Origin of the sequence: Paenibacillus assamensis DSM 18201, assembly GCF_000422445.1 — a bacterium.
Classification (GTDB): Bacteria; Bacillota; Bacilli; order Paenibacillales; family Paenibacillaceae; genus Paenibacillus_B; species Paenibacillus_B assamensis.
Genome location: NZ_AULU01000024.1, coordinates 1 through 22,495, shown reverse-complemented (window position 1 = coordinate 22,495; position 22,495 = coordinate 1). Strand labels below are relative to the sequence as shown.

Here is a 22,495-nt window from a genome sequence, read left to right as displayed (position 1 = left end):
CAGACCGTGTACGTTGCCAGCGCTAGGAGAACTAGACTTATCATCTAAACTCATTCCATTTATGAGCAAGCGCTTAGCTTCTCGTATAGAAAACACCGCTAGAATGATTTCTGGCGGTGTTTTCATATCCTATATCTAATATGCACTTATTAGCTAAAAAGTTGCTATGAATAGGATGATTTAATAGCAGCATATGATTTTTCAATTTGTACCAAGTATGCCGTATCATCAAAAGTATCGGATGCGATCAACAGCATCTGTAGCAATGCCTTTGTCTCTGCATGCATGTCCAACTCTTCTGTCCAGCATCGCTCCTCTTGCTCTTCATCAGCCTCATAGGTGGAGTAAAGTAAAAATAGGAGAAAATGCCCAAGTGCATACCAGTCACTACTTGGATGTATGCGTCTCATTCTTTGTTTAAAATTATCCCCTTGACTATTTCCAGCAGCAAACAATAGAGAGATACTGTCAACATTGTCTTGTTGATCGGAATTTACCGGCCATTCACTATACTGACGAGAAAGGCCAAAGTCTATCAAATACACTTCCCCACCCTGTATTAGAACATTTGGAATACGAACGTCCATATGAACCAAGCCTGCTCGATGAACATCTGCAATAAGTGCCGCAATACGCTTAATAACTTCCAGCGCCTCCAATTCAGAGAAGGTGGAGTGCCCACCGTCCAGCAGTTGCTCTACATTAGAACCTTCTATGAAGTCCATGACGAGGAAGCTTCTCCCTTTCTCCTCCCACGTATGAATACACCTTGGAATATGAGAATGTTGAATCAAATTCAAATGCTTTGCTTCTTTCTTTAACAACTTAGCCCCAAGTTTCCCTTTACTAGGCTTGTGCTGCTTAAGTAGGTAGACCTTATCTGTTTCTAGGTCTTTCGCTTTATAGGTAATACCATAACTCCCCATACCAATACAATGCTCAATCCGATAACGACCACCTACTACATAACCATCATGCAGCGGATAGTCTTTCCACAGTTCAATTCTATTGCGCAGCCATTGCAGCATGTTACACCTCTACGGATCATTAATGAATCAAAAAACTGCGCCACTTTCTCGTAAGAAAATGACGCAGTTATCAACTTTATGAGGACGTGCTACTTGCTTTGTTTAATAAAATCAGCCAGTTGGACAGCTACTCGCCAAATATCCCCTGCTCCCATCGTTAATACGATGTCGCCAGGCTTAACGGATTGTTGCAAATGCTGAACCACTTCTTCCTTCGTAGGAATGTAATGAACATTAGAGTTGGATAGTTCACGGATATTTTCTGTAAGTTTCGAAGAATTAACTCCTTCGATCTGCTTCTCTCCAGCAGGAGAATAAATATCTGTGATAATAACCTCATCAGCTCCACCAAAAGCACGGCTGAATTGATCGAACAAGAAATACGTTCGAGAATAACGTTGTGGCTGGAATACAGCAACAATGCGCTTACCTGAAGCTTTAGCAGCCAACAGCGTCGCTTCAATTTCAGTCGGATGATGTGCGTAGTCATCAACGACGGTAATATCATTTGCTTGACCGATTATTTGATAACGGCGCTTTGCCCCTGTAAATTCAGTTATCGCAGCAGCAGCCTCTTCGAACGGCACGCCAGCTTGCATACATACAACGAGTGTAGCCATCGCGTTCAACACATTGTGTTGACCAGGTACAGACAACTCCACGCGACCTAGCACTTGCTCTCCACGTTTAACAGTAAAGAACATTTGGCGATCGTCAGCTTCGATATCTACCGCTTGATAGTCAGCACCTTGCTCTACTCCATAAGTAACAATATTGGATCGAACTGCTGGGATCATTTCTTTAACGATAGGATCATCTGAGCATAATACAGCCGCTCCAGATGCCTCTACTTGGCTCAAAAATTGAACATACGCTTGCTTCAAGCGCTCAAAATCCCCGCCGTAGTTCTCTAAGTGATCCGCCTCAATATTGGTCACTACAGCAATATTCGGGTAATAAGCCAGGAACGTACCATCGCTTTCATCTGCCTCTGCCACAACGTAATCGCTACTACCTGCCTTCGCATTCGTGCCGAGGTTGGTAACTTCTCCACCAATGATAAAAGTAGGATCAACACCACAGCGCTCCAACACTAGTGCGATCATAGAAGACGTCGTCGTTTTGCCATGAGCACCTGCAACCGCAATGCCTTTTTTGGCATTCAACAAGCGCGCCAGCATTTCCGAGCGATGTATAACAGGGATATTCCGTTCTTTAGCCGCTACACGCTCAACATTATCTTTTGGACAAGCCGTAGAATATACGACCACATCTGCCCCTTGCACATAACGTTCGTCATGGCCGATATGAATCGCAGCTCCCTTTTTCTCTAACTTATCTGTAAGCTCTTGCTTAGCAACATCCGATCCGGTGACCGTGTATCCCATTTCCAGCATTACTCGAGCAATGGCACTCATGCCGTAGCCCCCAATGCCGATAAAATGGATATGCTCCATTGTCTTCAAACACACTCACCAGCCTTTTTCAGATTCTTTGTTATATAGAATGTACGAGCGTACATCTGAGATCAAATATAAAGTTCCTGTCACGACGGCCAGATCGTCCTTTGCCGTCATTCCTTTTAGGCGTTCCAGAGCCTTATGCCAATCTGGCTCAACAATTATTTCAGGCTTATTGCTCTCCTGCTGCAGCATTTCACGAGCCAAACCTGCCAACGCCTCCGCATCCTGCTTCTTACGGAAGTCAGGCTCAGTCACAATTAGCGTAGTCGCTAAAGGTAGTATATGACGCAGTACATCACGATGATGCTTAGTAGAAAGCATTCCCATCATAATATGACACTTCTTGTATCGGTACGTGTCCTTCAATGCTTGAGCAAGTGTCTCTGCTCCCTCTGGATTATGCGCTCCATCGAGTAAAATACGAGGCTCAAGACTGACCATTTCAAGACGTCCTGGCCAAGCGGCGCGATTTAATCCTTCTAACAAAGGCTCATCGTCGACAATGAAAGCCATATATTGACGAAGCACTTCAACGACCATTAACGCGACAGAAGCGTTTTTCAATTGATGCGCTCCATTCATTGTAATGGATACATGCTCCAAATTGCGAAACGGGCCTGTAAACGCAAAGGTCTGCTCATTTTCAATCGAATGCACGGAAGAATATTTAAATTGCTCATTCATCGTATAAAGCGTACTGCGACGCTCTGCAGCAGTTTGGCGGATAATGGCCAATGCTTCCGGCTGCTCAACTGCTGTTATTACAGGTACACCAGGTTTAATAATGCCTGCCTTCTCACTAGCGATCTTCTCCAACGAATCGCCGAGAATATCCATGTGATCGTGACCAACGTTTGTAATTACTGATACGATAGGGGTAACAATATTCGTCACATCTAATCGACCACCGAGCCCCGTTTCCCATACAACTACATCTGGGTAAGCAACTGTGGCATAATATACGATCGCAACCGCTGTAGACACTTCGAACATGGTCGGTGATCCGAGCGGTGTTGCAGCCATCTCTTCGACAATAGGTCGCAGCTGATTGACAATCGACACTAACGTCTCATCTGGAATATCTTCATTATTATATTTGAAGCGGTTCGTAAACTTCTCAATATAAGGAGATGTGAACGTACCCACATCGTAACCAGCTTTAAGCAATACACTTGTCAGCAACGCACAGGTAGAACCTTTCCCGTTCGTTCCTGCCACATGAATGAACTTCAGTCTTCGTTGCGGCTGACCTAGCTGTTCCATCATGGATTCAATGCGTTCAAGTCCTGGGCGAATCCCTACTGGGATCAAAGAATTAATCCAATCTACGGCTTGCTCCACTCGTTCAAATGGTGTAAACACTTCAGCTTCACTTGTTGCAGACATTGTTCCCATCCCTTATTCATATGTCATGTGGCAGCCGAGTCCTATTTACAATAGAACTCGGCTGGCTATCGATTATATCGGATCGCTTAAGCTGGACTTGAATACGTTGAGTAAATTTTTGGTTCGACTCTATATTCATCCCTAATCCTTCACTGCAATTGTTACTGCTGCTTATACTTCTTGCAGTTCTTGAATACGAGCAATTACTTTATCACGCTTCTCGCGATAGTCTTCCATTTTAGCTCGCTCTTCTTCTACAACGTTTGCAGGAGCTTTAGCCATAAATCCTTGGTTCGCAAGCTTCTTCTCCACACGCTCAACTTCTTTGTTAAGATGCTCGCGCTCTTTGTTCAGACGTGCAATCTCTTGTTCGATATCAATAAGCCCAGCAAGCGGCAAGTACATCTCTACTCCTGTTACAATTGCACTCATTGCTTTATCTGGAGCAGCACAATCCAATTTTACCGTCAGGTTGGATGTACCACAGAAACGCTCTACATATTCAAGGTTACGTTTAATGCTGTTATAGGTACGCTCATCAGCAGGCTTAACAACTAGCTCTACTTTTTTGCTCATCGGTACATTTACTTCAGCACGGATATTACGTACAGCACGAATCATATCCATCAATAGCGTCATTTCTTGAACAGCCTCTGGCGCTTCAAGTGCACTGTCGTATTTCGGCCAAGCAGCAAGCGTAACTGTCTCGCCTTCATGCGGAAGGTGCTGCCAAATTTCTTCTGAAATGTAAGGCATGAACGGATGGATCATGCGCATTGTACGATCGAGTACATAAGCAAGCACGGATTGTGTCTTTTTCTTCTGAGCTGCATCTTGACCATATAGGCTAATCTTCGCAAATTCGATATACCAATCACAAAGATCATCCCAGATGAAGTTGTACAGCAATCGTCCTGTTTCACCAAACTCGTATGCATCAATTAGACGAGTAATCTCACGAGAAGTCTCGTTCATGCGATGCAAGATCCAACGATCCGCTGTTCCAAGCTCACCGCTAATATCGATGTCATCATACGTAAAGCCTTCTAGATTCATAAGCGCAAAGCGCGAAGCATTCCAAATTTTATTCGCAAAGTTACGAGCTTGCTCTACACGTTCCCAACGGAAACGCAAATCCTGACCAGGCGTGCTGCTTGTAGAGATCATGTAACGCATCGCATCAGCGCCATAACGCTCAATAACTTCAAGCGGATCTACACCATTGCCAAGCGACTTGGACATTTTACGTCCTTCAGAATCGCGCACCAAACCATGAATAAGCACATCTTTGAATGGCGTCTGATCTGTAAATTCAAGCGCCGTAAAGATCATACGCGCTACCCAGAAGTAAATGATATCGTAACCTGTAACAAGAACATTCGTAGGATAGTAACGTTTGAAGTCTTCGCTGTTCGCATCAGGCCAGCCCAATGTGGAAAATGGCCACAACCCGGAGCTGAACCATGTGTCCAATACGTCCTCATCTTGTCTCAACTTCGTGCTGCTGCACTTTTCACATGCATGAACTTCTTCACGGGCAACGTGCATATGGTTACACTCTTCGCAGAACCATGCTGGAATACGATGTCCCCACCACAACTGACGGGAAATACACCAGTCACGTATATTTTCGATCCAGTGCAAATAAATTTTCTCGAATCGATCCGGTACAAAGTTAATACCTTTGCCAGATTTCTGCGCCTCAATCGCACGCTCTGCCAATGGCTTCATCTTAACGAACCACTGTGTGGACAAGTAAGGTTCAACAACAGCGCCACTGCGCTCACTGTGACCAACTTGATGCACATGCTCTTCAATGCGAATGAGCACGCCTTGCTCTTGCAAATCTTTGACGATTTGTTTGCGGCATTCGAAACGATCCAAGCTCTCATAAGGACCTGCTTGATCATTCATAACACCAGACTCATCCATTACGATAATTTGTGGCAAGTCGTGGCGCAGACCGATCTCGAAGTCATTCGGATCATGAGCTGGTGTAATCTTAACCGCACCGCTTCCGAATTCCTTATCAACGTAATCATCCGCTACGATTGGGATTTCACGGTTGACGATTGGAAGCAAGATCATTTTGCCAATCATGTCTTTGTAGCGTTCATCTTTAGGATGCACAGCTACCGCTGTATCACCTAGCATCGTCTCTGGACGAGTTGTGGCTACCGTAATAGAACCACTTCCGTCCGCAAGTGGATATTTTAGATGATACAAGTTACCTTGTACCTCTTTATATTCAACCTCGATATCCGACAACGCTGTACGCGCCGCTGGATCCCAGTTAATAATATATTTACCGCGGTAAATAAGACCTTTTTCATACAACTTAACAAACACTTCACGTACTGCATCAGACAAACCTTCGTCCAATGTGAAACGCTCACGGGAGTAATCCAAGGATAGACCCATCTTCTTCCACTGATTACGGATGTTATCCGCATAGAGATGTTTCCAATCCCATACTTTCTCTAGGAACTTCTCGCGACCAAGGTCATAACGAGATAATCCTTCTTCACGTAATTGCTGCTCTACTTTCGTCTGCGTCGCGATACCAGCATGATCAGAACCTGGAAGCCACAATGCATCGTACCCTTGCATACGCTTCGTACGAATCAAAATATCTTGCAGCGTAAAGTCAAGCCCATGACCGATATGAAGCATACCAGTAACGTTTGGCGGCGGAATTACAATTGTATAAGGCTCTGCATCGGGTAGACGGCCTGCTTGGAAGTAGCCGCCTTTCATCCAGTAGTCATACCATTTCTGCTCTGCTGCCTTCGGATCATACGTTGTAGGCATAGATAACTGTTCGTTTGCTTCAGACATACATAATCCCTCCAAATATGTGATACTGCATTGATTACTATCATAATGAATCTGACGTATTCCAATTAACGGGCGAATGGCATAAAGACACAAAAAAAACCCTTCGCCTAAAAAGGACGAAAGGTTAACTTCCGTGGTACCACCTTCATTCCGCATAAATACATGCATCGATCTCATCATTTACACACTCTATCCCTCAACTATGAAAGGTCAGTATGATCCAGATCGTGCTTATGCGGCACTTCATTCGCACATAACGGCTGCTACCGTTCTATTCTAGCGCAACTTGCTACTGGGCTCGCCAACTCATCTGTATAGAAAAAATGAGCGCAGCTTTATAACCATCGCGTTCAAATAGACAACTCCCGGGCGACTTCAACGTTAGGTTCCTTGCAGTTCTTCCACCGTAATTCACTGCTCTCTGAAAGGCTTCTGTCGTTTACTCTTCCCGCTCAATGTTTTATTTCGCTTATGTTAATGGAACGTTAGAATGTATCAAACATTTACCCTTTATTTTACTTCGACACGATAAGCGAGTCAATAGTTGTACCATAATCGATTATCTATAGTCATATCCTGTTTTTACTCTTTCATAACATGTACTATACGGGTTGTTCAAAAACTCCCTTTTGAACACTCATTTTAAGGGGGTACTCAAAATGTTAAATATGGAACGTTGGTGGTGTAAAGTTCGATATTCCGTAAGAAGCTGCTTATTTCCTCTCATTTGCTTACAATTTGTACGAACGCTCATACTACCGACAGGGCTAGATGTATTTTTGCTCTTTAGTTTATTTCTCATCTATGTTGGCTTTTTACTCGATGTATATTGAACACGGAAAAACCTCCAACCACTTCATGGGATCAATCCCATGAGTGATTGGAGGCTTTTTTGTGTGCATATCGTACAGATTATAACCTAAGCCGACTCGTGCATAAGTCCCTGTACAGCAATTTAGGATGGGATATAAATAACTTGACCTTCCGTTACGATTGCTTCTGGGAGTCGATTGTACAACGCGATCTCCCTTGCATTCAGCTGATATCGCTCAGCGATGGAATCTAACGTATCCTGCCGTTGTACAATACATAAACGGACTTTGCGGAAACTGGATTCCTCATGCAGTTGGTTCAAGAACAATGACTGCCAGTGTACATCATCACCTGATGTTTTTTGAGCCAGCTGAGCAGCCTCTTCCTTGGCTTGACGCTCTTCTACTTCTCGCTCTTTATCACGCGCTTGCTTGCTCGAATGCAGCAGCGTGCTGAATCCTAATCCTTGCGACACTTCTCCATTCGAACTTGGACTACTGCTGCCAATAGCCACTTTCATCTCTTTTTTCTCAGGATGGAGCTGCTCTTCTGCCTCAACCAGATCTCGTTCTTCCAATTCATTGTCCAATTGCGAGCTCGTATGTAACTCCGACTGCTCACTACCACTGGACACAATCAGCTCTTCAAGTGCAGCTTGCTCAGACTCCTGCTCTCTCGCAGCTTCCTCTGTATATGCTGCATCATGAATGCCATAGTTAGCTTCATGCTGACTCGCTGCCTGATCCTGAGTTGCTACAGAGGTATTTCCCCATGGAGACTGATCCCAGGTCCAGGTCGATTCCGACCCTGTTACAGGGTTCAATTCAGATGGCTGTTCTCTCTGCTGGGCAGCAGAACTCCCCGCTTGAATGCCGCCTCCCTGTCCTGACCAAGACCAGTTAGCTGCCGTTGGATTAATACTGCTGTCATCTACCCATTGCGACGGATTTTCTCCAGATGTGACCGATTCTGAATAAGGCGAAGGCGCTGAAGATGCGGAATCTTGCTCGAACGACGAGATTGCAGCAATTTCCCCATCGTAATTATAGGAAGAGATGTCTGATGTTAGGTTATTATCCTGCTGAGATTGCTGGGCAGGTTGGCCATAATCTCGCAACCACTCTGGTTCATCACTTGCTTTCCTTGTTGATTCATATTCAACTGTAAATTGTTCCTGCTGCCATGCGGGCACCTCTTGATTGTCTAAATAGATGCCTTTTAGAGAAAGAACTCCCGTAATGTTTAATGATCGAGTGGAAAGCAAATCCACATCAAAATGCTCAATGTCTACATGAATTTCCTCCAAGCTGCGAACACGACTGAGCGGGAGCGTAATTTCTACAGGAATCCAATGCTCCAACGATTGATTGTGTTCATTTTCCGTTATGCCGACATAAGCTCCGGATAGCAGCAGGCTCCCTCTTACGGTAACTTGCTCGCCAGACGGAATAATTTGAATATGCGGAGTCAACTCCACCTCTTCGAGCTGATCAATACCAACAACTTCATCTGATAAGTGTACGCGCTCGTAAATATCAAATCTTAAACCATACGTTTCATCATACACAGTCTGCTCCTCCTTCCGCGGTTGATCCTGTCGTCCGTTCCATGTCCTGTTATGCCGCATCTGCTGCATGAGACGCTTGGCACGCACGAACAGGTCAGACTCCGTTCCCTACTTTAATCATATGGGCGGAATGGGAAGAGCATGACTATATTTTTTGACACAAATGCGCCATGTCCGACGGCATAGGAGCTTGAACTTGAATATAGTCGCCACCAAATGGGTGATGGAATTTAAGAAGTTCACCATGCAGCGCTTGACGCCGGATATGCTGCGCTCCACCTCCATATAAAACATCACCTGCCAATGGATGACCAATGTGACTCATGTGAACGCGAATTTGATGAGTACGTCCTGTTTCCAATGTACAACGAACAAGGCTCAGCGAGTCGGTACGCCTAACTACTTCATAATGAGTGACCGCATGATCACCGTTATCCGTTACTCGACGCCGACCGCGATGATGACGGTCTTTTCCGATTGGAGCATCAATAGTTCCTTGCAAAGAAGCTACCTTTCCTTGGACGACTGCTGCATACTGCCTGTCTATTGCTTTATGCCGCATCGCTTCATCCAAGATTGCATGAGAAAGCGCCGTTTTGGCATATAAGACAGGACCGGACGTATCGGTATCTAATCGATGAATATGCCTTATCCTTGCCTCAATACCCGTCCAAGCGTAATGGCATGCAACTGCATGCGCAAGCGTTTGTCTTGCAGCATGCTGCTCTGGGGTCGTCGGATGAACAGCCATACCCGCTGGCTTATAAGCGACTAAACATGCATCATCCTCATACAAAATTTCTGCTGGTCCATCAGCAGCTTCGTAGTCGCATGGCTCGTCAGCAAATACACGCATCCGCAAACGGTCACCAGCTACTTTTAAACCCTCTGAATGCTTCCAAGCCGATAATAAATGTTGAGGCACACCTAAGGTGTGCCTCAACCAGTCTTCTAATTGTTGTTCTTGACGAATCAAGGAACGGCCAGGCGTCATCTCCAGCCATTCACCTCGTCTTGCCCAATACTGCTGCATCGATTTCTTCCTTATCCAACGATTGCTTTCAAGGCATCATATTGCGCCTCAATCGTGTAATCTATATCTTCATCCGTATGCACAGCCGACACGAACATCCCCTCGAATTGAGAAGGAGCTACACTTATCCCTCTATCAAGCAGCGCACCGAAATAGCGATTAAACATGTTCAAGTCAGATTGCTTCGCTGTGTCATAGTTAATAACCGGCTGATCCGTAAAGAAAGGACACACCATAGATCCAACACGATTAATGACAATCGGCAAGCCAAGTTCTTTTGCATTCTGTTCTAATCCAGCTTGCAAGCGAGCAGACTTCGTCTCTAGCTGCTCATATACGTCTGGCGTCAATAAAGACAAAGTTGTATAACCTGCTGCCATTGCCAGTGGATTACCACTCAAAGTACCCGCTTGATAAATTGGACCAACTGGAGCAACTTGCTCCATTAGATCTCTACGGCCGCCATACGCACCAACAGGAAGACCACCGCCAATGACTTTACCAAAGCAAGTCAAGTCAGGCAAAATGCCAAAACGTCCTTGAGCGCATTGATAGTGAACGCGGAAGCCAGTCATTACTTCATCAAAAATAAGCAAGCTGCCATATCGCGTCGTAATCTCGCGCAATCCTTCCAAGAAGCCTGGCTGAGGTGGAACTACTCCCATATTCCCTGCAATAGGCTCTACGATGATGCAAGCAATCTCTTCTCCGAATTTTTCAAAAGCGAGCTTAACAGATTCCATATCGTTATATGGCACTGTAATTGTATTCGCTGCGATACTTTCAGGAACACCAGGGCTATCTGGCAAACCCAATGTTGCAACACCAGAGCCTGCCTTAATTAGCAAGCTGTCAGCATGCCCATGATAAGAACCTTCAAACTTAACAATTTTGCTGCGCTTCGTTACGCCACGCGCCAATCGAATGGCACTCATGGTCGCTTCTGTTCCGGAGTTGACCATACGTACAATATCTACAGATGGAACTCGCTCGCATACGGTCTTCGCCATTAGCAACTCTAGCTCAGTTGGTGCCCCGAAGCTCGTTCCTTTCGCAGCTGTGCGCTGAATAGCCTCAATGACTTCTGGGTGGGCATGGCCAAGAATAAGAGGCCCCCATGAACCTACATAATCAATAAATGAATTCCCATCGATATCAAATACGCGGGATCCTTCCCCACGCTCCATCACCATCGGCGTTAGTCCAACTGACTTGAATGCACGTACAGGACTGTTTACACCGCCCGGAATATATTGCTTCGACTGTTCAAATACGGCTCGTGATTGTTCGTCACGGCGCGGTTGCACATTAACTGCCATACTATCCACTCCCGTCGTCTTATGATTTCAACCAACTTGCCATATCTTTAGCAAAATACGTAATAATAAGATCCGCTCCTGCACGCTTCATGCCCAACAGCATCTCTGATACGACAGCACGCTCATCGATCCAGCCTTGCAGCGCCGCAGCCTTCACCATGGAGTATTCACCACTAACGTTGTAAGCAACAACCGGCAAGTCGTACTGCTCTTTCAATGTGCGTATAATATCCATGTAAGCAAGTGCTGGCTTCACCATCAACATGTCAGCGCCTTCTGCCACATCTGCCTCTGCCTCACGCAAAGCTTCGCGGGCATTAGCCGGGTCCATTTGATACGTCTTGCGATCTCCAAACTGTGGAGTAGAATGAGCTGCATCACGGAACGGACCATAGAAAGCAGATGCATATTTCACCGAATATGACATGATCGGCACATCCGTGTAACCCGCTTCATCCAAGCCTTGACGAATTGCCGCTACGAATCCATCCATCATATTTGAAGGAGCAATGATGTCAGCCCCAGCTTCAACTTGAGATACAGCCGTTTTCGCTAGTAGAGCCAAAGAAGCATCATTATCTACTTCTCCAATCGTTTGTCCATTCACTTCATGAACATGCACCATTCCGCAATGACCATGATCCGTAAACTGACATAAACAAGTATCTGCGATAACAACCAGCTCAGGATGTCTCGCTTTCAAGCGACGAATCGCCTGTTGCACGATACCATTGCTATCATATCCAGAACTGCCGACTTCATCTTTCTCACTTGGCACACCAAAGACGATGACAGACTTCAAGCCAAGCTCAACGATCGCATCTGCTTCTTCATCCAGCTTGTCCAATGAAAAATGATATACCCCTGGCATGGAACCAATTGGGCTCTTAATCCCTTCACCGTGCGTTACAAATATCGGCATAATGAAATCATCAACCGTCAATATCGTTTCACGAACAAGACTACGAATGCCTGCCGTTTTGCGCAAACGGCGAAGGCGTACTGTGGGATAAGCCATGATGTGTTCCTCCTCTTAAATGCTTATAAACTACACCTTGCACTTAGATCTATATTAAATATGGAAAATAACATCGTTACGAATTCACGGCCGTCGTATGTTGGCAACCTTCACTAACAAGCGACACAATCGTATCTAACACTCCATCCGTTGTAGAGGACTGCGCCACGGCATCTACACGAATACCAGCTTCACGTGCTGTCTCCGCAGTAACATTTCCTATGCACACAATACGAGCACGGTTGACAAGTTGAACTGGGTCTTCAGCTCCCAATTGCTTCATCATCCGAAGCAAGTTCGTTACTGTCGAAGCGCTTGTAAAAGGTACGATTTGTATACCGCCTTCTTCAAACATCTCTAAAATATGAGCATCCTCATATTGAGGCAAAATGGTTTGGTAAGTGGTCAGTTCATCGGTATGAACGCCAGCTTCACGAAGCTGCTCTGCCAACCATGTTCTAGCTAAATCCCCGCGTGCAAGCAATACTCTCTCCCCTTTTTGGATTAGAGGCTGCATTACATCCCACACACCTTCTTGGCTAAACTGCTCTGCAACCAAATCAGGTACGATTCCGAAGTCAGACATTACTTCTGCCGTTTTGGGACCTACTGCCACAATACGCGCATGCGCTAATTGGCGCATATCGGTACGAGTACGTTTCATATGCTCCATCCAGTAGCGAACCCCATTTTCACTTGTAAGCACGAGCCATTGATAATCGCTCAATCGTGTCATCGTTTGCTCGATCAATTGGTTATCTGCTTCCGTAGTAGGCATGATCGTTTGAATGACAGGAAGCTCATAAGGCTCTCCCCCTGCTTCTTCAATCATGCGCACAAACGATTGGGATTGCTCACGAGCACGAGTAACGAGAATACGCTGTCCGAATAGCGGCAGCTGCTCAACCCATGCCATTTGTTCACGTACACGCACGACATCACCCACAACTATGATAGCCGGGGAACTAAAGCCAGTTCGCTCAACTTCATCGACCACTGTTGCTAAAGTAGCAACAATCGTTGCTTGCTCAGAGCGAGTTCCCCAACGTATTAAAGCAACTGGTGTATCACCAGAACGACCGCAGCGCATAAGCTGCTCCGCAATCGTGCTAATGTTGGCAACCCCCATCAGGAACAATAGTGTATCGGCCGCAGCTGAAAGCTTCTCCCACTCCACACGAGCCTCCAGTTTATCAGGAGTCTCGTGACCTGTTATGACACAGAAAGAGGACGCCCAGTCACGATGTGTAACTGGAATACCTGCATAGGCTGGCACAGCTACAGCTGAAGTAACACCTGGAACGACTTCATATGAAATGCCATGTACTTTCAACAGTGCAGCCTCTTCCGCCGCACGTCCGAATACACAAGGATCCCCTCCCTTAAGTCGACACACATTAAGCCCTTCTTGCGCCAGTGTTACGAGCAGTTGGTTAATTTCAGGCTGCTTCATCGCATGGCGATCAGGCAGCTTACCTACATAAATTCGACGTGCATCGTGCCTGCTCATTTGAAGCAAACGTGGACTAGCCAAACGATCATATACGATAACATCCGCTTCTTGCAGGCAGCGCATTCCTTTGACTGTAATTAATCCTGCATCTCCTGGCCCTGCACCTACTAAGTACACTTTCCCGCTACGTTTCCCGTGCTCTCCCACAGTGATCAACCTTTCCAACGTGCCAGTATTGGTTCAGCTCCTCGTTCTAATAAACGCTCAGCGACAGCAACACCCAACGCCTCAGCGTCCGTCCCTGTCAACGTATCGCTCAACATCATTTCTCCGTCAGGTGTTCCAACGAGTCCGACCAGCGTAAGCACTCCTGCATCATCTTGAGTCGCATAAGCTCCGATAGGAACTTGGCACCCACCATTTAACCTACCTAGAAATGCTCGTTCAGCGCGAACCGTGAGCGACGTATCCTCACAATGATAATGGCGCAATAGCCGCAGCAAATCTTCATCTTCACTACGACACTCGATAGCAAGCGCCCCTTGTCCAACAGCTGGTATACATACGTCTGTTGGTAAATACGCCGTAATCTTGGATTGCCACTCCATGCGATGCAGTCCCGCCGCAGCTAACACGATCGCATCGAAGCCTTCACTCTCCAACTTCTTCAGTCGCGTATCAATATTGCCTCGCAAAGACTCGATGTTCAAATCAGGACGGTTCCCTTGCAGCTGGCAGGAACGACGTAAACTACTCGTCCCCACTTTTGCACCGTGCGGCAAGTCAGCTAAGCTTGTCCCTTCTTTCATAATAAGACAATCTCTCGGATCCTCTCGTTTCGGCACCGCACCGATACAAAGCCCTTCAGGCAATGCATACGGCATATCTTTCATACTATGTACAGCCATATCTATATGATCATCAAACAGCGCCTGCTCAATCTCCTTGACGAACAAGCCTTTACCGCCAACTTTGGATAGTGTAACGTCGAGAATTTGATCGCCTTTCGTAACGATCTTATGTGTCTCAAATGTATAAGGAAGCCCTTCTTCACGGCAAATGCGTTCCAATGCCGATATGACATGTCCTGTCTGTGTAAGTGCCAATGCGCTTTGTCTTGTGCCTACTCTAATTACTCTCATGTCGTCTATTCCTCCTCGCTTGCCGTTCGCAGCGGAAATGTTTCATGAAACCAAGTCTCCCATTCTGGAAAAGGCTGCTGCCGCTCCCACGCTTCCCAACATACATCTCCAAATCGTCTTAACATTTCATGACGAAAAGTCTCGTTGGCAATTGTGCGCTGTGCTGCCAATCTTGACTCGAGCAAGCACTCAGCAAGTATGCCAAGACGATCATCAATGATACGATCAACTTTGTCGACAATATGCCTTGTTAAAGTCGGGCTCGCTCCACCTGTGGATACATTTATTTGAATAGGACCATACCTGAGAACACCTGGATTCGTAAAATCAGATAGATGGGGAGCATGAGCAACGTTAACTAGTCCACGTATTGCTCGCGCATCCTCAGCAATTTGCAAATTCACACTTTCATCATCGGTTGCGGCAAATACGAGCATGGCATCATGCAAATCTATACGTTCATAGTCACGCAGTTGCACGCAAATCGCCCCTTCTTGCAACAAACGCCGAAGTGCTGGCGTCAGCGTAGGGCTGACAACCATAACTTCGGCGCCGCTATCCAGCAACTGCTTCACCTTACGCGTCGCAACGATGCCGCCTCCAACGACGACACTACGTTTCTCTTTCATGTTTAACATAATTGCATATTGCGGGTACTCAAGCGGCTGGCCCATCTGTCACACTCCCATCCAGCGATGAAATCCTGACAAGCTATTCAGTGCGTAATTCAACAACATCGTACCGTAGCAGATAAGATTCAACCAAGCAATGTGAAGCCCAGTCATTTTTCCTCTGTGACGCTTATAGAAATAATAGCTGTACAATCCTAGTGAGAATAGTGTAAACCATACTTTAATATCAAGGAGAAGCTCATGCCGCTCACCCAACATCACAGACACTACAGCTACGGAAAGAGATAATAGAAATAGTGGTACACCGATGACAGATGCGGTTAACGATGAACGCTGCATTCGCTCCAAGCTCGGCAGTCGTCGAACAGCATTCGACCATTTGCGAGACTTGAGTCGATGATGGAGGAATATGTACATCCCCGCATAAATACCGCTTACCGTTAGTGCTGCAAAGCCACATGCCGCCAAAAAGATATGCAGCGATAAAATATTGCCCATCATTTCCCACTCCAATAAAGCAGTAGAAGATGTAGGATCATTCAGCATGTTAACAATAAGTAAAGCAAAGCCAATTAAATTTACGAAGAAGACGATAAATTCAATATGAAAAAATCGACTTATAACTAAGGAAGCGGTAACGAGTATCCATGAAAATAAAAACATGAATTCAAAGGTTGTAAATATCGGTACGTCCCGATGGTTAATCATCCGAATCACAAGAAATATCGTTTGCAGCACCCAAACAAATATAAGAAGCCCTGTGCCCATCCGCTTCGCTCTCCGATTAATATCAACGAAGTCAGAGAAATAAAACAGAAGGCTCAGGGCATATGTGTAAATGATCGCATCGTAAATCCAATTACTTGTAATCATTGCAGCCTGTCGCCCCCCGTCTTCCATCGCTTACCATGTGACGGCTGCCCATGACAATCCAGATGTGACACGCTCAGGATCATCTGCAGATTCACGCTGATCCGTACGATTGCGATTCAATGATTTAGCTGAAGAAGAAGTGTTAGGTTCCTTACCCGGGTGTGACACATTGTCTTCAAGAGCAAATAATTGGGTAAATAACTGTAATGCTTCCTCACTCTTCTTCTGCGCAGCAAGCTCTTTGATCTGAAGAATCGGATCATGCATCATTTGATTGAGCATACTCTTCGTAAGACGACGAATCACTTTGGCTTCATGTTCAGACAATTCCGGCAGCTTATTGAACATGCTGTCCAATGTCTCCTGATGAATCTTCTCTGCTTTGAATTGCAGTGAGCGAATAAGTGGAGTAACACCAAGCATCTTCTGCCACTGATGGTATTGATCCATCTCAGCTGCAATAAGTGATTCTATCTTCTCGCCTTCACGCTTACGTATCTCCATATTGCTCTGAACGATACCTTCCAAGTCATCGATGTCATACAAGAACACGTTCGGTAAGTCACTGATCGCAGGATCAAGATCCCTTGGCACGGCTATATCGATCAAGAACAATGGTCGTGAACGACGCTGTTTAAGCACTTTATCAACATCAGAAGCATTCAAAACATATCCTGCAGCCCCTGTTGAACTGATAACGACATCAGCCTCTAATAGGAAGCGCTCCATATCTTGAAGTGTGCCAGCAGTACCATTAAATTGCCCTGCTAGTTCTTCTGCCCGCTCTCTCGTTCGGTTGGCAACCATAACGCGAGCAGCACCGTTGCTGTGCAGATGCTTCGCCGTCAACTCACTCATTTCCCCTGCTCCGATAATTAGTACATTTTTCCCTTTGAAGGAGCCATATATACGTTTACCAAGCTCTACAGCTGCATAGCTAACCGACACAACATTGTCGTTTATATTGGTCTCAGACTGGACGCGTTTAGCGAATGTAACCGCCTGCTTGAACAAATAATTAAAGCATGTTCCGGTTGTACCTTGCTCCTGCGCAAACAAGAACGCATGCTTAACTTGACCGAGGATCTGAGTCTCTCCTACGATCATAGAATCAAGTCCTGATGTAACACGGAACAAATGCTCCACAGCCTGATCATCTTCATATATATATAAATAAGGCGTAAATTGCTGTCTAGGTAATCCAAACCACTGCTCCATGAAACTGCGGATAAAATGACCGCACATATGAAGCCGATCCACCACAACATACATCTCCATACGGTTGCACGTGGATACAACTACACATTCCAGAACACTCTTCGTATATCTGAGCTGTTGAACAGCCTCTTGTAATTGTGACTCCGGTATCGCGAATTTCTCTCGAATTTCGACAGGCGCCGTTCGGTAGTTCATTCCGACGACAACAAGATGCATGGGGTATTCACCTGCTTTACACGTATTTAGAACATAGTTGAAATCATAATGATTATAGCATAGTTCCTGCCTAACTATAGCGCTAAATATGAAGAATGTTTGAAAATGATTCCATTGTTTACGTTTCCACGACAATCTTTACCCTATACCTGCTATTCATGTCCTTTATCTGGTTCTGGATTCGACATTTCTGTGTCTGATTCCGACACTTCCAAAAGTATTTGTGACGCTAATGCTTCCAATTCTTCCGCTTTAGATGACAGCACTTTCCCTTGTTCTGTCATAAATTGACCATACCGTTCCACAAATGTTGGCATAGCTGCAGCTGCATCAGCAATTTGTTTACGCTCCTGCTCCTTCAATTGACGATCTCCATTAATTTGAACGACGGTGATCAAGTCCACCATTTTTTCGAAGACAACTAGTTCTGGTACACGATCCTCCCCAGTAGCTTGTCGCAACCGTTCATGTACATACTGGGCAGCGTACGCATTCGTCTTCCACTCATTCCAACCCGAAGCCGTCAAGGAAGCTTGAGCTTCTCTCATAGCCCCCTCCAGCATCTGTACATTTAAATACGCAGCTTCATACAACAGACGCTCAACTGCTACTGATTTTTGATTTGCATGCAGTAAATTATAAATTTGATAAGATGGCCATACGATCAGCATAAACAATAATACAACTCCGATTAACGGTGAACGTCGTCCCTTGCCACGGCTTCGAACTCTCACGCCATCATCTCCTTATATGCATATATCCGTGTACATGCAATAACGCATGTACACGTTCCTATATATGCACATTCTGCTATTGTATGCAGCTTACTCAAGAGTGACAGTTAACAGGCACTGCCTAGCATAAAAGTTTAACTTTTTAAAACAAAAAGTGACTGCTGGTTAGAGATCCCCATTAATGAGTACCCCTAACACGATAATCATCACGCGAGGACTGAGCTGCGTCGTAGAGTAGAATATCGCCATCCTTTAGATGGAATGTGGCACCATATGGATCAGTGACGCTATGCACGAAACCTTCCCGCCGCCATTGATTCGATAATGGAGCATGTATGTACTGCAGATGCGGGTCATTCATCCGCCCTTCACGAATGGTTTCCACATTGAAATTTACAATAATATAGCCGTCTTTCAAGAAAAATGAAGCATCTTCTCTAAACGAAAATTGTCGGTGCAGTGGAAATCCTTTCTGTACAACGTATATTTTCGATGGAATGCCAAACTCACCATACCATTGTTGTTCAGCAGCATAGGCCCGATATGGATTTACGCCATTCGGTAACTGAGTCGGCCCTCTGAATAAGCGGAGCTCACCTGGTATCTTCATATGACTAAATCCACCCGTTTTCGTTGGACGATCGACCTGCCTTAACCATTGCTGCATAAATACCTGCTCACCTTGAGAAAGCTGATGACGATATAACTGATAAAAAGCACGTCCCGTCTGTTCGATTTGCAGCGGATGAAGATTGCGGAGCCTTTCATTTAAAGTAATTTCCCGCTCAATCGTATCAAATGAAGAGCCTACCCTTACAAAGTTTCGATCTGGCGCGTGGTAATACAAATCCACGTCTTGACGACGCTTGCCATCACGACTCACGAACTCAAACGTTGGTGTAATGCGAATGGAATCGTTAGGTCCAAACATATTGCCCTTCGTCATGAGATCAAACTTAAAATGATAGCCTGGCTTGACGGTTACATTTTTGAAGCCATCATTCGGATGGCTCCCTCGCTTGATTGGCAGCGTGTAACGTGATTCATTCCCTCTTACGTATCCATCAATATTACGCGTCCCTACCCAATAATAGCGACCTGTATGCGCTTTGCTCTTTTTCTGCTGACGGAAAGCAAGCTGTAGTGATAGGTAAGCTTTTGAAGTAATCTCCAGCTGTTCCCCCACTCCGCACCGTACGTGAGACTTTCACCTCATACGGCGCTCCATCTATTTAAACTATTAATTCATAGGTTCCAAGTTACACATATTCCGATATTGATTGATTGTATTGACCATGCTTTCAGTCAAATCCAGTCTGGATATGAGTGTTGCAATCGTCTCTGCATGGGTTGCATGAATCAGTCTGTGAACGTCTTTGTGAAGGATACGCAAATTATTGAATTTGTCGTCTCCATTAAGATAAATCGGAAGATAGTGATGGCAGTGAACATCCTCTGCGCATAAGAATGTTCCTGTTATTTCGCACCTGCCCATTCTCATGCTGTATCTGCTTATCCGATTATCCATATATTCTAAACTTCGACCAAGAATATGAGACTTCATTAGTTTAGTTATCTCTGTTTGTACATCTGGTCTCAGTTTCTTGTGTATCAGTTCCCTACCTTCGTACGTGAACGGTGTTAGGTTTGGACTAAAGTTGAAATTGTTTACCGTTTTTATATCTGCCAAGGGATATAGATACACACCGCCTATTTTGAATGTTCTATAAGTGCTCTTATAAAATTTTGAATAGGTCGGTGGCGGTCTTACAGGACGTTCATATCTTTTGCCTTTAAGACGATTAAAAATGAAAGCACGCAGATCGTAGGCAAGTTCTGAGAAATCAGAACTAACATGGGTTGCTCTGCTAAAGTAATTATGTATTCCTAAAACAAAACTATTGAAAAGATAGGCGTTCAGGGCTATAGGCATCTTTTGAATGTGTCTAATCCGTTTTTTAGCCTCTTCTTTAATCTGTAATTTCTTTTTATGATTAATCCCTGTGTACGCTACCCGACGCTTTCCTTTTTTCGCTGCCCAGATCGTAAAACCAAGGAACTCAGATTTTCGTTTTCTCAAGTTTACGATTTGTGATTTTTCTGGCGAAATATCAAGTTTAAGACGATCTTTTAGGTAAAGTCTTACGGCATGATACCACTTTTGAGCTGTTTTCCAGTTACGACAAAGAACTTTAAAATCATCAGCGTAACGTACGATGAAACCTTCTTTTAAACCTGTTTTTCTAAGAGGTATATATTTCACGTAGTTATGGCTATATTGATGATTTGTTTTGAAGTTCTCCCATTGTCCAGCTATCCATTGATCAAGATCATTCAGCACAATGTTGGATAACAGAGGAGATAAGATACCTCCTTGCGGTGTCCCTTTAGGGGGAATACCTTCTCCCTCGATTTCAGCCTTCATCATTTTACTGATGATACGCAAGACTTTTCTATCTTGTATCCCCATATTCCATAACTGCTTTATGAGCAATGCGTGATTCACATTATCAAAGAAACCAGTTATATCTACATCAACTACATAGTGTAAAGTCCCCTTATTAATAAGAGTCTGCACTCTTGCTAATGCGTGATGAGTTGAACGCAATGGTCTAAACCCATAACTATGCTTGTAGAAGTGAGCTTCTGCGATAGGTTCAAGAACCTGCTTAAAGCATTGTTGGATAACTCGGTCGATAATGCATGGAATACCAAGCGGTCTCTGTTTACCATTTGGTTTGGGAATAAGTACTCGTCTAACTTTCTTAGGTTGATAATTCAATAGTTTTTGCTGTATGAATGACACGATTTCCCCGTCAGTCAGCACCTTAATGTCATCGATTGTTTTGCCATCTGTGCCGGCAGTTTTAGAGCCTTTGTTGGATTTAATTGTTCGATGGGCTAACAGGATATTTTCTCTTGTAGTGATGATATCGTAAAGATTTGAGAATGATTCCTTGCGAGAAGCCCTATCGTATAATTCTGTAAAGGTCTCCGTCATGCCATAGTAGTCCCAATATCGTAGTGTTTGCACTGTGGCATCTCTCCTTTCTGGAAAGATGTTTCCCACATTCCTACCTGATCGGTGCAATTCACTTTTGGAAAATGAATGTTTGTTTAAATAGACTCGGGGCTGTTCCTCCTTTCCCATTACAGGAAGTTCACAGGTCGTGCCCCTACCCTCACAAGGATAAATGCCTTTCAGACTAAATCTTATAGCAACCGTCTAGGGATGACAGCCCATTTTACGACGTTCCTTGCTTTCCAAGTACCTTGTAACTTTAGCTATGCATTCTGACCTTAGGTGCTGCTTATGAACCTGTGGGCTGGATACCGCCATAGTCCGGTATAGCGAGTTTCCTAACTGGGATTTGTACTCGTCGCCACCCACACTAACATATTGTTAGCACATATGTTTCCATATGTTCTTTCATCTAGGCCCGTACATTCAGCAGTTCGTCAGTCCTTTATAGACATTCTCACCATAGTCAGTTTTTCAGCCGTCCGGCATATCCGTTGGCATACCTTCTCTTTCGAGTGGCTACAGCCTTCGTTCTGCCGACTCCACCTGTGCTTCGCACCTTGTAATCTGTCTATTACAACGCACGCAGGAGTATTGTCGGGATGGTTTCGGAATACATGGTTTCCTCGTTCCCATCACTAAGTTACAAAGTTAGGTTTGTAATTTCAAACCCCTACATTTCACGCGAGTAATGCGTTTATAGTAGAACTTGTCGCACCCCAATTCATATCCACAATATC

General features: G+C 44.9%; 16 protein-coding genes and 1 other annotated feature. All 16 genes read right to left on the bottom strand.

Annotated elements, in window-relative coordinates; genetic code table 11:
• Positions 1-164: 164 nt before the first annotated feature.
• Complete coding sequence (locus H580_RS0113335) at positions 165-1,028, bottom strand: serine/threonine protein kinase (RefSeq protein ID WP_028595242.1); 864 nt, start codon at positions 1,026-1,028, stop codon at positions 165-167.
• Positions 1,029-1,117: 89 nt separating this feature from the next.
• On the bottom strand, positions 1,118-2,494 hold the full coding sequence (gene murC / locus H580_RS0113330; RefSeq protein ID WP_028595241.1) for a UDP-N-acetylmuramate--L-alanine ligase: 1,377 nt from the start codon (positions 2,492-2,494) through the stop codon (positions 1,118-1,120).
• Between the two features lie 6 nt (positions 2,495-2,500).
• Positions 2,501-3,877, bottom strand: a complete 1,377-nt coding sequence (locus H580_RS0113325) for a bifunctional folylpolyglutamate synthase/dihydrofolate synthase (protein ID WP_028595240.1) — start codon at positions 3,875-3,877, stop codon at positions 2,501-2,503.
• 171 nt (positions 3,878-4,048) lie between these two features.
• Positions 4,049-6,715: a valine--tRNA ligase gene (locus H580_RS0113320; RefSeq protein ID WP_028595239.1), complete on the bottom strand. Its 2,667-nt coding sequence runs from the start codon at positions 6,713-6,715 to the stop codon at positions 4,049-4,051.
• 109 nt (positions 6,716-6,824) lie between these two features.
• Positions 6,825-7,180, bottom strand: a binding site (T-box leader).
• 490 nt (positions 7,181-7,670) lie between these two features.
• Positions 7,671-9,182, bottom strand: coding sequence for a LysM peptidoglycan-binding domain-containing protein (locus tag H580_RS0113315; protein ID WP_245583562.1), 1,512 nt, complete (start codon positions 9,180-9,182; stop codon positions 7,671-7,673).
• A gap of 58 nt (positions 9,183-9,240) precedes the next feature.
• Complete coding sequence (locus tag H580_RS0113310; RefSeq protein WP_028595237.1) at positions 9,241-10,128, bottom strand: RluA family pseudouridine synthase; 888 nt, start codon at positions 10,126-10,128, stop codon at positions 9,241-9,243.
• Between the two features lie 11 nt (positions 10,129-10,139).
• Positions 10,140-11,447 carry a glutamate-1-semialdehyde 2,1-aminomutase gene (gene hemL, locus H580_RS0113305; RefSeq protein WP_028595236.1) on the bottom strand — a complete coding sequence of 436 codons (1,308 nt, stop codon included), beginning with the start codon at positions 11,445-11,447 and terminating at the stop codon, positions 10,140-10,142.
• 19 nt (positions 11,448-11,466) lie between these two features.
• The gene (gene hemB, locus H580_RS0113300) at positions 11,467-12,465 is read right to left on the bottom strand and encodes a porphobilinogen synthase (RefSeq protein WP_028595235.1); all 999 of its coding nucleotides are present in this window, start codon (positions 12,463-12,465) and stop codon (positions 11,467-11,469) included.
• A 76-nt stretch (positions 12,466-12,541) separates the two neighbouring features.
• A complete protein-coding gene (gene cobA, locus H580_RS0113295; protein WP_028595234.1) occupies positions 12,542-14,125 on the bottom strand; it encodes a uroporphyrinogen-III C-methyltransferase in 1,584 nt (527 codons plus the stop codon).
• Positions 14,126-14,130: 5 nt separating this feature from the next.
• Positions 14,131-15,060: a hydroxymethylbilane synthase gene (hemC, locus tag H580_RS0113290; protein ID WP_028595233.1), complete on the bottom strand. Its 930-nt coding sequence runs from the start codon at positions 15,058-15,060 to the stop codon at positions 14,131-14,133.
• A gap of 5 nt (positions 15,061-15,065) precedes the next feature.
• A complete protein-coding gene (locus H580_RS24190) occupies positions 15,066-15,734 on the bottom strand; it encodes a precorrin-2 dehydrogenase/sirohydrochlorin ferrochelatase family protein (RefSeq protein ID WP_051217450.1) in 669 nt (222 codons plus the stop codon).
• 3 nt (positions 15,735-15,737) lie between these two features.
• Positions 15,738-16,565 carry a cytochrome C assembly family protein gene (locus H580_RS0113280; RefSeq protein ID WP_028595232.1) on the bottom strand — a complete coding sequence of 276 codons (828 nt, stop codon included), beginning with the start codon at positions 16,563-16,565 and terminating at the stop codon, positions 15,738-15,740.
• A 30-nt stretch (positions 16,566-16,595) separates the two neighbouring features.
• On the bottom strand, positions 16,596-17,999 hold the full coding sequence (hemA, locus tag H580_RS0113275; protein ID WP_028595231.1) for a glutamyl-tRNA reductase: 1,404 nt from the start codon (positions 17,997-17,999) through the stop codon (positions 16,596-16,598).
• 152 nt (positions 18,000-18,151) lie between these two features.
• Positions 18,152-18,733, bottom strand: coding sequence for a hypothetical protein (locus H580_RS0113270; RefSeq protein ID WP_028595230.1), 582 nt, complete (start codon positions 18,731-18,733; stop codon positions 18,152-18,154).
• Positions 18,734-18,911: 178 nt separating this feature from the next.
• Positions 18,912-19,919 (bottom strand): hypothetical protein, encoded by a 1,008-nt coding sequence (locus H580_RS0113265; protein ID WP_028595229.1) that lies wholly within the window; start codon positions 19,917-19,919, stop codon positions 18,912-18,914.
• A 54-nt stretch (positions 19,920-19,973) separates the two neighbouring features.
• Entirely contained in the window at positions 19,974-21,767 is a 1,794-nt protein-coding gene (ltrA, locus tag H580_RS0113260) for a group II intron reverse transcriptase/maturase (RefSeq protein ID WP_028594674.1), read from the bottom strand.
• Between the last annotated feature and the right edge of the window lie 728 nt (positions 21,768-22,495).

What these genes read in the sequence shown, in the direction of transcription:
- hemL (WP_028595236.1), bottom strand. Translation starts at nt 11,447, where the DNA reads ATGGCAGTTAATGTGCAACCGCGCCGTGACGAACAATCACGAGCCGTA.
- H580_RS0113335 (WP_028595242.1), bottom strand. Translation starts at nt 1,028, where the DNA reads ATGCTGCAATGGCTGCGCAATAGAATTGAACTGTGGAAAGACTATCCG.
- H580_RS0113280 (WP_028595232.1), bottom strand. Translation starts at nt 16,565, where the DNA reads ATGATTACAAGTAATTGGATTTACGATGCGATCATTTACACATATGCC.
- H580_RS0113320 (WP_028595239.1), bottom strand. Translation starts at nt 6,715, where the DNA reads ATGTCTGAAGCAAACGAACAGTTATCTATGCCTACAACGTATGATCCG.
- H580_RS0113310 (WP_028595237.1), bottom strand. Translation starts at nt 10,128, where the DNA reads ATGCAGCAGTATTGGGCAAGACGAGGTGAATGGCTGGAGATGACGCCT.
- hemC (WP_028595233.1), bottom strand. Translation starts at nt 15,060, where the DNA reads ATGAGAGTAATTAGAGTAGGCACAAGACAAAGCGCATTGGCACTTACA.
- H580_RS24190 (WP_051217450.1), bottom strand. Translation starts at nt 15,734, where the DNA reads ATGGGCCAGCCGCTTGAGTACCCGCAATATGCAATTATGTTAAACATG.
- H580_RS0113325 (WP_028595240.1), bottom strand. Translation starts at nt 3,877, where the DNA reads ATGTCTGCAACAAGTGAAGCTGAAGTGTTTACACCATTTGAACGAGTG.
- hemA (WP_028595231.1), bottom strand. Translation starts at nt 17,999, where the DNA reads ATGCATCTTGTTGTCGTCGGAATGAACTACCGAACGGCGCCTGTCGAA.
- hemB (WP_028595235.1), bottom strand. Translation starts at nt 12,465, where the DNA reads ATGGCTTATCCCACAGTACGCCTTCGCCGTTTGCGCAAAACGGCAGGC.